This is a genomic window from Streptomyces sp. DG1A-41, assembly GCF_037055355.1.
Taxonomy (GTDB): domain Bacteria; phylum Actinomycetota; class Actinomycetes; order Streptomycetales; family Streptomycetaceae; genus Streptomyces.
The window spans coordinates 1,693,177-1,706,423 of record NZ_CP146350.1; the positions used below are offsets into that span (position 1 = coordinate 1,693,177).

General features: G+C 72.1%; 14 protein-coding genes and 1 pseudogene. 9 read left to right on the forward strand and 6 right to left on the reverse strand.

All coding sequences use genetic code 11. From position 1 onward, the window contains the following. Positions 1 to 13: 13 nt before the first annotated feature. Positions 14 to 391, forward strand: a complete 378-nt coding sequence (locus V8690_RS07965) for a YchJ family metal-binding protein (RefSeq protein ID WP_338776841.1) — start codon at positions 14 to 16, stop codon at positions 389 to 391. Positions 392 to 397: 6 nt separating this feature from the next. Here V8690_RS07965 and V8690_RS07970 read toward each other — a convergent pair whose 3' ends face one another. Beyond that, entirely contained in the window at positions 398 to 1,099 is a 702-nt protein-coding gene (locus tag V8690_RS07970) for a FadR/GntR family transcriptional regulator (RefSeq protein WP_338776843.1), read from the reverse strand. Between the two features lie 137 nt (positions 1,100 to 1,236). Here V8690_RS07970 and V8690_RS07975 point away from each other — a divergent pair, with 137 nt between their 5' ends. Genes V8690_RS07975 through V8690_RS07990 form a run of 4 tightly spaced genes read left to right on the forward strand, consistent with a single transcriptional unit; the run spans position 1,237 to position 5,037 of the window. Next, entirely contained in the window at positions 1,237 to 1,755 is a 519-nt protein-coding gene (locus tag V8690_RS07975) for a gluconokinase (protein WP_338776845.1), read from the forward strand. Between the two features lie 49 nt (positions 1,756 to 1,804). Beyond that, positions 1,805 to 3,202 (forward strand): gluconate:H+ symporter, encoded by a 1,398-nt coding sequence (locus V8690_RS07980; protein WP_338776847.1) that lies wholly within the window; start codon positions 1,805 to 1,807, stop codon positions 3,200 to 3,202. Positions 3,203 to 3,215: 13 nt separating this feature from the next. Next, a complete protein-coding gene (locus tag V8690_RS07985) occupies positions 3,216 to 3,980 on the forward strand; it encodes an SDR family oxidoreductase (protein WP_338776850.1) in 765 nt (254 codons plus the stop codon). 25 nt (positions 3,981 to 4,005) lie between these two features. Then, positions 4,006 to 5,037, forward strand: coding sequence for an L-idonate 5-dehydrogenase (locus V8690_RS07990; protein ID WP_338776852.1), 1,032 nt, complete (start codon positions 4,006 to 4,008; stop codon positions 5,035 to 5,037). A gap of 79 nt (positions 5,038 to 5,116) precedes the next feature. Here the strand turns inward: V8690_RS07990 and V8690_RS07995 are convergent. The 4 genes and pseudogenes from V8690_RS07995 to V8690_RS08010 form a co-directional block, all read right to left on the reverse strand. Continuing rightward, positions 5,117 to 5,728: pseudogene (locus V8690_RS07995) on the reverse strand (cytochrome b/b6 domain-containing protein); the annotation flags it as partial. After that, positions 5,712 to 6,437, reverse strand: coding sequence for a molybdopterin-dependent oxidoreductase (locus V8690_RS08000; protein ID WP_338785282.1), 726 nt, complete (start codon positions 6,435 to 6,437; stop codon positions 5,712 to 5,714). The pseudogene V8690_RS07995 and the gene V8690_RS08000, both read right to left, overlap by 17 nt. Before the next feature lie 111 nt (positions 6,438 to 6,548). Further along, a complete protein-coding gene (locus V8690_RS08005) occupies positions 6,549 to 8,090 on the reverse strand; it encodes an APC family permease (RefSeq protein ID WP_338776853.1) in 1,542 nt (513 codons plus the stop codon). A gap of 38 nt (positions 8,091 to 8,128) precedes the next feature. Continuing rightward, positions 8,129 to 9,085: a hypothetical protein gene (locus tag V8690_RS08010; RefSeq protein WP_338776854.1), complete on the reverse strand. Its 957-nt coding sequence runs from the start codon at positions 9,083 to 9,085 to the stop codon at positions 8,129 to 8,131. A 365-nt stretch (positions 9,086 to 9,450) separates the two neighbouring features. Between V8690_RS08010 and V8690_RS08015 the strand changes: the two genes are divergently transcribed. From V8690_RS08015 to V8690_RS08030, 4 genes are all read left to right on the forward strand, one after another. Further along, positions 9,451 to 10,368 carry a DMT family transporter gene (locus V8690_RS08015; RefSeq protein ID WP_338776855.1) on the forward strand — a complete coding sequence of 306 codons (918 nt, stop codon included), beginning with the start codon at positions 9,451 to 9,453 and terminating at the stop codon, positions 10,366 to 10,368. A gap of 48 nt (positions 10,369 to 10,416) precedes the next feature. Continuing rightward, the gene (locus V8690_RS08020) at positions 10,417 to 10,932 is read left to right on the forward strand and encodes an NUDIX domain-containing protein (protein ID WP_338785283.1); all 516 of its coding nucleotides are present in this window, start codon (positions 10,417 to 10,419) and stop codon (positions 10,930 to 10,932) included. 80 nt (positions 10,933 to 11,012) lie between these two features. After that, positions 11,013 to 11,405: a DUF202 domain-containing protein gene (locus V8690_RS08025; protein ID WP_338776857.1), complete on the forward strand. Its 393-nt coding sequence runs from the start codon at positions 11,013 to 11,015 to the stop codon at positions 11,403 to 11,405. Next, positions 11,402 to 11,737: a DUF202 domain-containing protein gene (locus V8690_RS08030; RefSeq protein ID WP_338776859.1), complete on the forward strand. Its 336-nt coding sequence runs from the start codon at positions 11,402 to 11,404 to the stop codon at positions 11,735 to 11,737. Before V8690_RS08025 ends, V8690_RS08030 begins: the two co-directional genes overlap by 4 nt. A 525-nt stretch (positions 11,738 to 12,262) precedes the next feature. Here V8690_RS08030 and V8690_RS08035 read toward each other — a convergent pair. Then, the gene (locus tag V8690_RS08035; protein WP_338776861.1) at positions 12,263 to 13,207 is read right to left on the reverse strand and encodes an NADP-dependent oxidoreductase; all 945 of its coding nucleotides are present in this window, start codon (positions 13,205 to 13,207) and stop codon (positions 12,263 to 12,265) included. Between the last annotated feature and the right edge of the window lie 40 nt (positions 13,208 to 13,247).

The window sequence follows — 13,247 nt, forward strand, 5'->3', positions numbered from 1 at the left end:
GACAATGACCGGCATGACTACGCGTTCCTCCTGCCTCTGCGGCCTCCCCGAGGCCTTCGGCAACTGTTGTGGGCGTTACCACTCCGGGACAGCCGCAGCGCCGACCGCCGAGGCGCTGATGCGGTCGCGGTACTGCGCCTTCGTGAAGGGGGACGCCGGGTATCTGCTGCGGACGTGGCATCCGCGGACGCGGCCCGGGACGCTGGAGCTGGATCCGCGGATGCGGTGGACCGGGCTGGAGATCCTGGACACGAGTGACGGGTCGGCGTTCCACTCCACCGGGACCGTGGAGTTCCGGGCGTCGTACAGGGGCGGCTCCCTGCACGAGCGGAGTCGGTTCGAGCGGGTCGACGGGGCCTGGGTGTACGTCGACGGGGAGTTTCTGCCGTAGGGGCGGCTACGGCGCCAGGATGTCGAGTTCCTGCAGGGCGCCGACCGTGATCTCGCGGGTCAGTTCCTCCGCGCGGGCCGCGTCGCCCGCGCGGACCGCCTCGGCGACCTGGACGTGCAGGGTGACGGCGGCCGGGTCGGGGTCCTCGAACATCACGTCGTGGTGGGTGCGGCCGGCCAGGACCTCGGCGACGACATCGCCGAGGCGGGCGAACATCTCGTTGCCGGAGGCGTCCAGGATGACGCGGTGGAAGGCCATGTCGTGGACGAGGTACTGCTCCAGCTTGTGACCACGGGAGTTGGCGACCATGCCGAGGGCGCACTCGGTGAGCTCCGCGCACTGCTCGGACGTGGCGTGCCGGGCGGCGAGGCCCGCGGCGACCGGCTCGATCGCCGAGCGCAGCACCGTGAGGGAGCGCAGTTGCCGGGCGCGGTCCTTGCCGGCCAGGCGCCAGCGGATGACCTGGGGATCGTAGACGTTCCACTCCGACGTCGGGCGGACCGTCACGCCCACGCGGCGGCGGGACTCGACCAGGTGCATGGACTCCAGGACGCGGACCGCCTCGCGCATCACCGAGCGTGACACGTCGAAACGCTGGGCGAGCTCGTCCGTGCGCAGGACGCTGCCCGGCGGGTACTCGCCGGCCGTGATTTCGGGGCCGAGGGTGTCCAGTACATGGCCGTGCAGCCCCCGGCCCGGTGTGCTCATGCACTCAGCGTACGCGGTAGATCACGGAGACAAAAAGTCAGACTTATTGGTCACGGCCTCTTGAATTCGTCGTACCTAATGGGTTTCAGTTGCGTCGACATCACGTGTCGACGGAGACAGCAGACAGTGAGGCAGCGATGAACACCCCCCATGTCGTCGTGGTCATGGGCGTCGCCGGCACCGGCAAGACCACCATCGGTCCCCTGCTCGCGGCCCGGCTCGGCGTTCCGTACGCCGAGGGCGACGACTTCCACCCGCAGGCCAACATCGCCAAGATGTCGGCCGGTACGCCGCTCACCGACGAGGACCGCCGGCCCTGGCTGGACGCCATCGGCGCGTGGGCGCACGGGCGGGCCGGGCTCGGCGGGGTGGTCAGCTGCTCGGCGCTGAAGCGGTCGTACCGCGACCGGCTGCGGGCCGCCGCGCCCGGCGTGGTCTTCGTGCACCTCAAGGGGGACCGCGCGCTCATCGAGGACCGGATGTCGCACCGGCAGGGGCACTTCATGCCCACGGCGCTGCTCGACTCCCAGTTCGCCACGCTCCAGCCGCTTCAGGCGGACGAGGCCGGGGTCGACGTGGACGTCTCGGGCAGCCCGGAGGAGATCACCGAGCGGGCGGCACTCGCCCTGGAAGACCTCCCCGAGCCCGTCCAGTAAGCCCTGCCGGTCCCTCCCCTACTCCCCTCCAACGCAAGGGAACCCACCCGTGACCAGACTCAGCGTCGAGATGCTGGCAGCGGACGCACCCGAGCCGATCACGTCGGCCGGCCACGCTCAGCTGGGCATCGCCGTCCTGGCGGGCATCGCCGTCATCGTCCTGCTCATCACCAAGTCCAAGCTGCACGCCTTCCTGGCGCTGACCATCGGGTCGCTGGCGCTCGGAGCGATCGCCGGGGCGCCGCTGGACAAGGTCCTCACCAGCTTCAGCACCGGCCTCGGCACCACGGTCGCCGGGGTGGGCGTGCTGATCGCCCTCGGTGCCATCCTCGGGAAGATGCTCGCCGACTCCGGGGGCGCCGACCAGATCGTCGACACCATCCTCGCGAAGGCCGGCGGGCGGTCGATGCCCTGGGCGATGGTGCTCATCGCCTCGGTGATCGGACTGCCGCTGTTCTTCGAGGTCGGCATCGTGCTGCTGATCCCGGTGGTGCTGATGGTCGCAAGGCGCGGCAACTACTCGCTGATGCGGATCGGCATCCCGGCGCTCGCGGGCCTGTCCGTGATGCACGGCCTGGTGCCGCCGCACCCTGGTCCGCTGGTCGCGATCGACGCGGTCAAGGCCGACCTCGGGGTGACACTGGCCCTCGGTGTCCTCGTCGCCATACCCACGGTGATCATCGCCGGTCCGCTGTTCTCGCGGTACGCGGCCCGCTGGGTGGACGTCCCCGCACCGGACCGCATGATTCCGCAGCGTGCTTCGCAGGACCTGGACAAGCGTCCCGGCTTTGGCGCCACGCTGTTCACGGTCCTGCTGCCGGTGCTCCTCATGCTCGCCAAGGCGCTGGTCGACATCGTCGTGGACGACCCGGAGAACCTGGTCCAGCGCGTCTTCGACGTGATCGGCGCCCCGATGATCGCCCTGCTCGCCTCGGTGCTGGTCGGCATCTTCACGCTGCTGCGGCCCGCCGGCTTCTCCAAGGAGCGGGTCTCGCCGCTCGTCGAGAAGAGCCTCGCGCCGATCGCGGGCATCCTGCTGATCGTCGGCGCGGGCGGCGGCTTCAAGCAGACGCTGATCGACACCGGGGTGGGCCAGATGGTCCTGGACATCTCCAAGGACTGGTCGATTCCCGCGCTGCTGCTGGCCTGGCTGATCGCGGTGGCGATCCGGCTGGCGACCGGTTCGGCGACGGTGGCCACGGTCTCGGCCGCCGGTCTGGTCGCCCCGCTCGCGGCCGACATGTCGACCACGCACGCGGCCCTGCTGGTCCTCGCCATCGGCGCCGGCTCGCTGTTCTTCAGCCATGTCAACGACGCCGGGTTCTGGATGGTGAAGGAGTACTTCGGGCTGAGCGTCGGCCAGAACATCAAGACCTGGTCCGTCATGGAGACGATCATCTCGGTGGTCGCCGGCGGCATCGTCCTGCTGTTGTCCCTCGTGATCTAGGAGTGCCACGGCCATGACGGCTCATCCCCTCTTCGACATCAGCGGCCGTACGGCCCTGGTGACCGGCTCCAGCCGGGGCATCGGACTCGCGCTCGCCCGTGGTCTGGCGGAGGCCGGCTGCACGGTCGTCCTGAACGGACGCGACAGGGACCGGCTCGCCGAGGCCGCCGCCGGGTTGCCCGGTGGCCGGGTGCACACGGCGGCGTTCGACGTGACCGACGGATCGTCCGTGGCGGACGGGATCGCGGATGTCGAGGAGCGGGTGGGCCCGCTCGACATCCTCGTCAACAACGCGGGCATGCAACTGCGCGCCCCGCTGCTGGAGTTCACCGACTCCGACTGGCACCGGATCCTGGACACCAACCTGACCAGTGCCTTCCTGGTCGGCCGGGAGGCGGCGCGCCGGATGACGGAACGCGGCCACGGCAAGATCATCAACATCTGCTCGTTGCAGAGCGAGGTGGTGCGGCCCGGGATCGCGCCGTACGCCGCCGCCAAGGGCGCGCTGAAGATGCTCACCAAGGGCATGTGCGCGGACTGGGGTCCGAGCGGTGTGCAGGTCAACGGGCTCGGCCCGGGCTACATCGAGACCGAGCTGACGCGGCCGCTGGTCGAGGACGAGGAGTTCAGTGCCTGGGTGCGGCGGCGCACCCCGGCCGGCCGCTGGGGCCGCACCCAGGATCTGGTGGGCGGGGTGCTGTTCCTCGCCTCCCCCGCGGCCGACTTCGTCAGCGGGCAGGTGCTGTATGTCGACGGCGGCATGACGAGCGTGCTGTGACCCTGTGCCCATCGAGGAGGCTGTGATGCTGGGTTGTGTGATCCACGGCCAAGGTGACCTGCGCGTCGCGGAGTTGCCGGTTCCCGAGCCCGGGCCGGGGCAGGCGCTGGTCGCCGTGCGGTACGGCGGGGTGTGCGGGTCCGATCTGCACTACTGGAGGCACGGCGGGGTCGGGGACTTCCGGCTCCGGGAGCCGATGGTGCTCGGGCACGAGGTGGTCGGGACGGTGGTCGGGTACGGGGCCGGCGCGTCGGGGCCGGCACCGGGTGCCGCTGTCGCCGTGCATCCGGCGACGCCGTGCGGGGTGTGTCCGGAGTGCTCGGACGGGCGGCGGAACGTCTGCCGGGACACGCGGTATCTCGGCAGTGCGGCGCGCTTTCCGCATGTGCAGGGGGGATTCGCGGCGCAAGTGGTCGTGCCCTGCGAGCAGGTGCGGGCGTTGCCGGACGGTCTGGAGCTGCGCCGGGCCGCGCTCGCCGAACCACTGTCCGTCGCCCTGCACGCGGTGCGGCGGGCCGGGGAGGTGGCCGGGCGGCACGTCCTGGTGACCGGTGCCGGGCCCATCGGCTGTCTCGTGGTCGCGGCGGCGAAGGCGGGTGGGGCGGCGCGGGTGACCGTCACGGATCTGGTGCCCGAGGCGCTGGAGTACGCGCGGATCGCCGGGGCCGGGACGGTCGTGCGAGCCGATGATCCGGACGACTCAGGGTGGCCTGAGGAGGTGGACGTGGCGATCGAGGCCTCCGGGGTGGCGGCGGGTCTCGATGCGTGTCTGCGGCGGGTGCGGCGGGGCGGGGTCGTCGTGCAGTTGGGGATGCTGCCGCCGGGGCGCAGTGCGTTTGCGGGGAACCTTGTGGTGAGTCGGGAGATCGAGTTGCGGGGGGCGTTTCGGTTCGACGGGGAGTTCGAGCAGGCGCTGGGGGTGCTTGCGGGGGAGGCGGCGTTCGACGGGCTCGTCAGTGCGGTGGTTCCGGTGCGGGAGGCCGAGTCGGCGTTTGCGTTGGCCGCTGATCGGAGTCGGTCTTGCAAGGTGCTGTTGGATTTCGCCGTGGCGCCGTAGGGGTGTGCTGGTTGGGCGGGCGCGGGGTGCGTTGGGGTTGTTCGCGCAGTTCCCCGCGCCCCTGAAGGCCGGCGCGCTGCGGGCGCCACACTGAGTGCTGTCGGTCCGCCCAGTCTCTGCTCACCGAGCCCGTGCGCATGCCTCTCCTGGACTCCGGGTCGGCCAGGGCCATGCCGATGTGGCCGGCCAGGACTATGCCGATGGTGAGGGCCAGCCAGTCGTGGACGAACGTCGCACTGGTGCGCCAGAGGAGAGGGGTGAGGTGGGTGAACCACATCATGAGGCCGGTGCCGAGCATGACGAGGGTGGCGGCGGCGATCCAGGACGCGTAGAGCTTCTGGCCGGCGTTGAACTTGCCCGCCGGGCGGGACGCGTGGCGCTTGTCGCGGTGGAGGGCGGCGCGCAGCCAGGTGCGGTCGTGCGGGCCGAAGCGGTTGAGGTGGCCGAGGTCGGCACGGAAGGCGCGGGAGGCGAGGCCTGCCAGGGCCGGGACGGGCAGGGCGAGGCCGGTCCATGTGTGCAGGGTGACGACGAGGGCGCGGCGGCCGACGAGTTCGGCGAGCTGGGGGACGTAGAGGCAGGCCGCCGTGAGGACGCAGACGCCCATGAGCGCGGCCGTCGTGCGGTGTACCCAGCGCTCGGTCCGGCTGAAGCGCCTTACCGCGACCGCGGTGTCAGGTCGTAGGCTCATCGTCCCGTCCGTTCGAGCGGCCCACCCAGGCGTCGATGTCGTAGCCGCGTTCCTCCCAGTAGCCCGGCCTGACCTCGTCGGTGACGGTGATGCCGGAGAGCCACTTGGCGGACTTGTAGAAGTACATGGGCGCGACGTAGAGGCGGACCGGGCCGCCGTGGGAGTGGCCGAGGTCCTTGTCCTGCATGCGCAGGGCGACCAGGACGTCCGCGCGGCGGGCCTGGTCGAGGGTGAGGCTCTCGGTGTAGGTGCCGTCGAAGCAGGTGAAGCGGATGGCCTTGGCCGTGGGGCGGACCCTGGCGGCGTCGAGCAGGCGGGACAGGCGTACGCCCTCGAAGGGGGTGTCGGGGACGCGCCAGCCGGTGACGCACTGGACGTCGCGGACCAGGCGGGTCTGCGGCAGGGCCTTGAGGTCGGCCAGGGTGTAGGTCGTGGGGCGGTCGACCAGGCCGTCCACCTTCAGGCGGTAGGTGCCGGCGTTCTTGCGCGGGACGGACGAGGCGACCGAGTAGTAGCGGAAGCCGCCGCCGTTAGGGAGCAGGCCCGTCAGGCCGGTGGGGTCCTTGTCGGCGGCGCCGCCGAGGAAGCCATCCAGGCCGCGTTGCAGCTGGGGCGCGGCGACCACGCCGAGGGCGCCCAGGCCGAGGGTCCCCAGGAAGACGCGGCGGCCGACCGGGGTGCCCCGCTGTTGGAGGGGTTCGTCGTTCACGCCCTCATGTACGTCCTCGTTCACGTTCTCATTCGAGCACCCGTGGCCCCTGTACGACAGGGATCGCGGGTGCCCGTCAGAGTTCCGTAACCACTTCTTACGTGGCCGGGGTCAGGACGACGCCGCCTTGTCCAGCTGGAACGCCTCGTTGCCGAGTCCGATCCGGGCGTGCTTCTCCGGGGCGCGGGCGCGCAGCACCAGGCCCAGGACCAGGCCGGCGGCCAGGGCGAGACCGATGATGCCGGGCAGCACCCAGCTCAGCGAGGAGTTGGGGCCGGCGCCGACGAGGACCTCGAAGTCCTTCACCGTGTAGCCGGCGATCACGAGCAGGGCGAGGGCCGCCAGCGCGGAGGTGACCAGGCGCCAAGCCTGGGCGCCCGCGGCACCCCGGCGGACGAAGAAGACGACGACCGACACGGAGGCCGCCGCCATCAGCACGATCACGCCGAGGGCGCCGATGTTGCCGAACCAGGTGAACAGGTGCAGGACCGGCGCGGTCGGGTCGCCGGCCGGCTTGTCGTCGGCGATCGCGAAGGCGGCCACGACCACCACGGCCACGACGGTCTGGAGCAGCGAGCCGGTGCCGGGAGCGCCGCTGGTGCCGCTGGTGCGGCCGAAGGCGGCGGGCAGCAGACCCTCGCGGCCCATGGCGAAGGCGTACCGGGCGACGACGTTGTGGAAGCTGAGCAGGGCGGCGAACATGCCGGTGACGAACAGGACGTGCAGGACGTCCGTGAAGGTGCCGCCGAGGCGGGACTCGGTGAGGAAGAACAGCAGTCCGGCGCTCTGCTTCTGGGCCGTGCCGACGACGGCGGCGGGGCCGGTGGCGACGGTGAGGGCCCAGCTGCTCAGCGCGAAGAAGACGGCGACCCCGCCGACGGCGAGGAACATCACGCGCGGCACCAGGAGGTGCGGGCGGCTGGTCTCCTCGGCGTACACGGGCGCCTGCTCGAAGCCGAGGAACGCGGCGATGCAGAAGCACAGCGCGGTACCGACGCCCGCGCCGGTGAGGGTGTCGGGGTTGAAGGCGTGCAGCGAGAGGCCTTCCTTGCCGGGGTCGGCGAGGGCGGCGACGTCGAAGATCACGACGAGGAGCACCTCGATGACGAGCAGCACGCCGAGCACGCGCGCGTTGACGTCGATCTTCAGCCAGCCCAGCAGACCGACGGCGAGCGCGGCCACGAGCGCCGGTATCCACCAGGCGATCTCCACCTCGGCGTAGGTGGCCAGGAGCCCGGAGACCTCGAAGCCGAAGATGCCGTAGATGCCGATCTGGAGCGCGTTGTAGGCGACGAGGGCGACCAGGGCGGCGCCCGCGCCGGCGGTGCCGCCGAGACCTCGGGAGATGTACGCGTAGAAGGCGCCCGCGTTGTGGACGTGGCGGCTCATCTCGGCGTAACCGATGCTGAACAGGATCAGGACGACGCCGAGGACGACGAAGAGCAGCGGCTGGCCGACGATGCCCATCACCGCGAATGTAGTGGGCATGACACCAGCGACCACCATGAGCGGGGCGGTCGCGGCGAGGACGGAGAGCAGCAGGCCCCCGGTGCCGAGCCGGTCGGCGCGCAGGGCGCGCTCCTGCCCCTTGAACGTACTGATGCCGCCGGCGGCGGTTGTGCTCGTGCTCGTACTCGAACTGTCCGTGGTCATCGGGAGAGCGTCCTCACTTCTGGATTTCCGGGGGGGTGTCAGGCCGTGCCGAGCGCGGCGCCGCGGGCGGCGGCGAAGGCGGTGTGCGGGTCGCGGTCCGGGTACGACCAGGGCGCCGGGGTGGCGTGCCGGCCGATCCGGTGGAACAGGGCGGCGGCCTCGGCGCCCCGCCCCTCGCAGAACTTGGCATGGGCGAGGAAGTTCAGGTCGATCAGCCGGCGCGGATGACCCTCCAGCTCCCACTCCAGCCACCAGTCGAAGGCGGCCTTCATCACCTGCCGGGCGCGGCGGCCGGTCCAGTGGCCCGAGGCGGCCGGGTCGGCGGGTTCGTGCCCGGCGGCGGCCAGCACGCGGTAGCGCTCGGCGTGCGCGATGACCGGCAGGATCGCGAGCGGAGAGTCGGCGGGTGCCTGTTCGGCGGCCCAGCCGGCGAAGTCGTAGGCCTCGTGCAGCGGGTCCGGGCAGGCCTCCGAGCGGCGTGCGGCGAGCCGGGCGACCATCAGGTGGTGGGCGTGGTGGTGGTCGGCGTACCGGGCGCGGACCTGCTCGAAGGTCCGGATCACGTCCTGGTCGGTGCCGACCGCGCACTCCAGCAGGAGCAGGCCGAGCCAGGGGGTGGGGTCGGCGGGGGCGCGGGCGGCGGCGTTCGCGCAGGCCTCGCGGGCCCGGACCGGCTTGCCCTTGCCGTGCAGGGCGCGCCGGACCTGGGCGAGGGCGAGCAGGACGGCGGCGTCGGCGGACTCGGGTTCGGCGAGCAGCCACTCACGGGCCCATGCGGCGCAGTAGGACTCCCGAGCGAGGACCATGACGCGGTGGCCGCGCCGGTCCCAGTCGTCTCCGGTGTGCACCAGCAGGGAGCGGGCGTTCTGCCAGCGGCCCTGCGCCAGCGCGGCGCGCGCGGTCACGAGGTCGGCGTCGTCGAGGGCCTCGTCGAAGGCCTGCGCCGCACGTCTGCGGCCACGGCCGAGGGGAGGCGGGGGCGGGGGTGGGGGCACCGCGGAACTTCCTCACGCGCTCTTCTTGTGTTTCGCGCTCTTCTTGTGTTTCGGCTCACGGCGGTCGATGGAGCGCGTGTGCGCGCTTCGCCATGAACTGATCACAGGCAGCCAACCCCCAGCCAACGGTTGGCGTCAAGACCCGCAAGTGCGTTACACGCGTCAACTGCCGTTACTTGTGAGGGTTTTGTGATCGAGCGAGATCGGGAGAAGAGTGTGACAGGCGCCCGATTTTTCCGTTTCACCCTTTGTGACGTGCGTCATAGTGCTGGGCGGTCACCGCCCCGCACGATGGCATGACGTACGGGCGCGCCGGGCGGAGCCGGCCGGTACAGTCGGCCCTTACGCCATCGTGACCCGACCTGATGATCGAGGTACACCGCGTGTCGGTTCTAGTCCTGGTGCTCGCCGTGAGTGCCGCCTGCTGTCTGGGCTTCGGCTTCGTGCTCCAGCAGAACGCGGCCCAGCGCGCCCCGCTCAACGACTTCCTGTCCTTCCGGCTGCTGGTCGACCTGGTGAAGGTGCCGCGCTGGCTCGGCGGTATCGCGCTGATGGTGGTCGGCATGGCGCTGGGCGCGGCCGCGCTGGGGCAGGGTGAGCTGTCGCTGGTGGAGCCGCTACTGGCGACGAACCTGCTGTTCGCGCTCGCGCTGTCCCGTCGGCAGACCCGGCAGCCGCTCGGCCGCCAGGGTTGGGCGGGCCTGTTGCTGCTCGCGGGTGGGGTGAGCACGTTCATCGTGGCGGGCGAGCCGCAGGGCGGCGCCGCGACGGCCGATCCGATGCGGCAGTGGCTGATCATCGGGGCCATGGTCGGCCTCGCCCTGCTGCTCACGGCACACGCGAAGCGCTCCCGGCTGGGCTCCGGGCCGGTGCTTCTGGCCCTGGCCGCCGGGCTGCTGTACGGCGTGCAGGACGCGCTGACCCGGGTGAGCGGGGAGAAGTTCACCGAGGGCGGCTTCGCCGGGCTGCTGACCGGCTGGCAGCCGTACGCCGTTCTCGCGCTGGGCGTCACGGGGCTGCTCCTCGTGCAGAGCGCCTTCGAGACGGCGTCCCTGCGCAAGTCGCTGCCCGCCCTGACCGCGGCCCAGCCGATCGCCGGGATCATCTGCGGCGTCGGCTTCCTGGGCGACCGGCTGCGGACCGACGCGGTGGCCCTGAGCTGGGAGGCGGGCGGTCTGCTGGCCGTGGTGGCCGGGATCGTGCTGCTGGGTCTGCATCCGGCCATGCCGGCGGGGACGGCGCAGCGGGTACGCGTGGGGCAGCTTCAGCCGCAGCCGCAGTGACGCCTCGCGCCCTGCTTGGATGAGGGCATGAGCGCTGTGAACGAGGGCATGAGTGCCGCCGACGAGATCCTCGACATCGTCGACGAGAACGACCGGGTCATCGGCCAGTCGCCCCGGGGCGAGGCCTACGCCAGGGGTCTGCGGCACCGCTGTGTGTTCATCCAGGCCCGGGACGCCGAGGGGCGGATCTTCGTGCACCGGCGGACGCCGACCAAGCTGGTCTTCCCCTCCCTGTACGACATGTTCGTCGGCGGCGTGGTCGGCGCGGGCGAGACCTACGACACGGCGGCCCTGCGCGAGGCCGAGGAGGAACTGGGCGTGACGGGCCTGCCGCTCCCCCAGTACCTCTTCAAGTTCCTCTACGCCAACGGCGCCGGCCAGACCTGGTGGTCGGCGGTGTACGAGGTCCGCTGCGACCTGCCGGTACAGCCGCAGGTCGAAGAGGTGGCCTGGCACGACTTCCTGCCCGAGGACGAGGTGCGGCGGCGCCTGAACGACTGGGAGTGGGTACCGGACGGACTGGCGGCGTTCGAGCGGCTCACGGCGTTTCGGTCGATGGGCTGAGCCTGCCCCCGGGGCGGACCGAACCATGGCGGGCGGCACCGGCAACGCCCGGCGACCGCGTCCCCGGTAGGGTCGCGCACGTGATCGAGTTCGTACGGAACGTCCGCTTGTGGTTCGCGCCCGCGCAGGTGCGCCAGGACGGCGAGACGCCCGACTACCGGTTCTCGCTGGCGAACGAACGCACCTTCCTGGCCTGGCTGCGCACCGCGCTCGCGCTGATCGGCGGCGGCTTCGCCGTGGACCAGTTCCTGCCCGACCTGCGCTGGGGCTGGCGCGTGGGGCTGGCGCTCGCGCTACTGGCCGCGGGCGTGCTGTGCTCACTGCGGGCGGTCAACCACTGGGTGCGCTGCGAGCGGGCCATGCGCCGGGGCGAGGACCTGCCGGTGTCCCGGTTCCCGGCGGTGCTGAGCCTCGTCGTCGCGATCGTGGCCCTCGCGATGGTCGTCGTGGTGCTCGTGGGGTGGGAGGGGTGAACGCGCCGGCGGCCCGGCGGCAGGACCCCGACCGCGACCCCGGGCTGCAACCCGAGCGGACCCGGCTCGCCTGGCGGCGTACGACCCTGTCGGGCACGGTCTCCGCCGTGCTCGCCGTGAAGACCGCGCTGCAAGGCGGGGCCTCGGCGCCCGGACTCGTCGCGTGCGCGCTGTGCTGCGTCCTGTGGCTGGGTTTCCTGAGCATCGCCCACCGCCGCATCCGTACTCTCTCGGCCACCGCCGGCCCCGCCGCGTTCGCGCCCCGGCACGCCACGGCCGCGGTGCTGTGCACGCTGGCGATGGCGGTGTGCGGGGCGGCTCTCGTCCTTTAGGGGGCGGGATGCCGGGGGCGCCGCGCGCTGGATGCCGCACGCCGGAGCACCACACGCCCGGGGCACCGCATGCCGGACACCAGGGCATCGCCCACCGCGGCGCCGCACGGTAGGGCGACCGCAGGTCGGACGCCAGGACGCCGGAGCACCGCTCAGGGCGCCGCGCGCCGAACCCCAGGATGCGGGCGCGCCGCACGCCAGGACGCCGGGGCGCCACACCCCGGACGCGGGGACGCCGCACACCAGGACAGCCAGGACGCCACACCCCGGACGCGGGGCGCCACACACCGGACCCCAGGACGCTGGGGCGCCGCACGCCGAACGCCAGGACGCTGGGGCGCCGCCGCCGGGACACCGGGCGCCACACACCGGACTCCAGGACGTCACACACCGGACGCCGGCCCCTGAGGCGCCACACGCCGGGCGCCCGGGCGCCGCACGCCAGGACACCACACACCGGACGCCGGCCCCCCGAGGCGCCACACACCGGACGCAGGGCACCGCACGCCAGGACGCGGGCGGCGGCTAAGTGTCGTCCGTCTCCCAGTTCACCGTCACGATGATCTTGCCGCGCGTCCGGCCCTCCTCGTTCAGCCGGTGCGCGTCCGCCGCGCGTTCCAGTGGGAACGTCTCGGAGACGTGCACGCTCACCACGCCCTGTTCCGCCAGTTCGGACATCCGCTGGAGGTCCTCGGCGTCGGGGCGGACGAAGTAGTAGCGGCCGCCGTAGTTCACGACGCCGACGTCGGCGACCGACACCAGGCGGCCCTCGGGGGCCAGCAGGTTCGCCGAGACCTTCAGCGCGTCCCCGCCGACCGTGTCGAACACCGCGTCCACACCCTCGGGCGCCAGCCCGCGCACCCGCTCGCCCAGGCCCTCGCCGTACGTCACCGGCTCCCCGCCGAGGCCGCGCACGAAGTCGTGGTTGGACTCGCTCGCCGTGCCGATCACCCGGGCGCCGATGTGGGTGCCGAGCTGTACGGCGAGCGAGCCGACCCCGCCGGCCGCGGCGTGCACCAGCACGGTCTCGCCCCGCTTCACCTGGAGCACTTTGACCAGCACCTGATAGGCGGTGAGCCCGACCAGCGGCAGTCCGGCCGCCTCCTCGAAGGAGAGGTTGCGCGGCTTGCGCGCGAGGGTGCGCAGGGGCGCGGCCACGTACTCGGCGAAGGTGCCGCGGGAGAGGAAGTCCTCGCGTACGTACCCGATGACCTCGTCGCCGACGTCGAACTCCGACACGGCCACGCCGGGCCGTACGACGACGCCCGAGACGTCCCAGCCGGGCACCACGGGGAAGGCGGCCTCGAAGAGCCCTTCGAGGTGGCCCTCGCGGGCCTTCCAGTCGACGGGGTTCACGGCCGCCGCCCGCACCTTCACCAGCACCGAGTCCGGGCCGATCTTGGGATCGCGGACCTCACCGAACGCCAGCACCTCGGGTCCGCCGTACCGTGAGTAGCTGATGGCCTTCATGGCTCCGACCCTCCGGGCTCCCTGCGCGGCACGCAAGCCG

What these genes read in the sequence shown, in the direction of transcription:
- V8690_RS07990 (WP_338776852.1), top strand. Translation starts at nt 4,006, where the DNA reads ATGCTGGGTTGTGTGATCCACGGCCAAGGTGACCTGCGCGTCGCGGAG.
- V8690_RS08015 (WP_338776855.1), top strand. Translation starts at nt 9,451, where the DNA reads ATGATCGAGGTACACCGCGTGTCGGTTCTAGTCCTGGTGCTCGCCGTG.
- V8690_RS07975 (WP_338776845.1), top strand. Translation starts at nt 1,237, where the DNA reads ATGAACACCCCCCATGTCGTCGTGGTCATGGGCGTCGCCGGCACCGGC.
- V8690_RS07985 (WP_338776850.1), top strand. Translation starts at nt 3,216, where the DNA reads ATGACGGCTCATCCCCTCTTCGACATCAGCGGCCGTACGGCCCTGGTG.
- V8690_RS08020 (WP_338785283.1), top strand. Translation starts at nt 10,417, where the DNA reads ATGAGTGCCGCCGACGAGATCCTCGACATCGTCGACGAGAACGACCGG.
- V8690_RS08005 (WP_338776853.1), bottom strand. Translation starts at nt 8,090, where the DNA reads ATGACCACGGACAGTTCGAGTACGAGCACGAGCACAACCGCCGCCGGC.
- V8690_RS08035 (WP_338776861.1), bottom strand. Translation starts at nt 13,207, where the DNA reads ATGAAGGCCATCAGCTACTCACGGTACGGCGGACCCGAGGTGCTGGCG.
- V8690_RS07965 (WP_338776841.1), top strand. Translation starts at nt 14, where the DNA reads ATGACTACGCGTTCCTCCTGCCTCTGCGGCCTCCCCGAGGCCTTCGGC.
- V8690_RS07970 (WP_338776843.1), bottom strand. Translation starts at nt 1,099, where the DNA reads ATGAGCACACCGGGCCGGGGGCTGCACGGCCATGTACTGGACACCCTC.